A 554-nucleotide genomic window follows, 5' to 3' on the forward strand; every position below is an offset into this window, starting at 1 on the left:
CACGCCGGCCAGGCACGCGGCGCTCCACCCGCCGCGCTGCCAGGCGGCGGAGCCGAGCGCCGAGCCCAGCGCCGCCCCGGTGAAGTAGGTGGTCATGTAGACCGCGTTCAGGCGCGAACGGGCCTCGGGGGCCAACTGGTAGATCACGTTCTGGTTGCTGATGTGCACGCCCTGCAGCGCCAGGTCGATCGCCAGCATGCCCACCAGGAACCACACGATGGACGTGCCCCCCAGCCACAGCGCCGCCCAACTGGCCAGCACAAGCAGCACCGACACGCGGGTGGTGAGCTGCTCGCGCCCCTGGTCCGCCAGTCGGCCGGCCACGTTGGCCATCAGCGCCCCGGCCACACCCGCCAGCCCGACCAGCCCGATCTGCGCATCGCCCAGGCGGTGGGCGGGGCCTGCCAGCATCAGGGCCATGGTGGAGAACAGCACGCTCACCGAGGCGAACGACAGCCCGCCCAGCAGCGCCCGGCTGCGCAGCCGTGGGTGCCGCCGCGCGAGCGTGCCCAGCGAGCGCAGCACCTGCCCGTAGCTCGGCGGGTGGGGGGCTG

At 73.8% G+C, this 554-nt stretch carries 1 protein-coding gene; it reads right to left on the reverse strand.

Annotation, left to right across the window (positions count from 1 at the left end):
* Positions 1 to 554, reverse strand: a 554-nt coding sequence (locus tag AC27IO_RS25285; RefSeq protein WP_498741353.1) for an MFS transporter, incomplete at both ends; no start/stop codon positions are given.

It is taken from the genome of Acidovorax sp. KNOB132 (assembly GCF_057541515.1).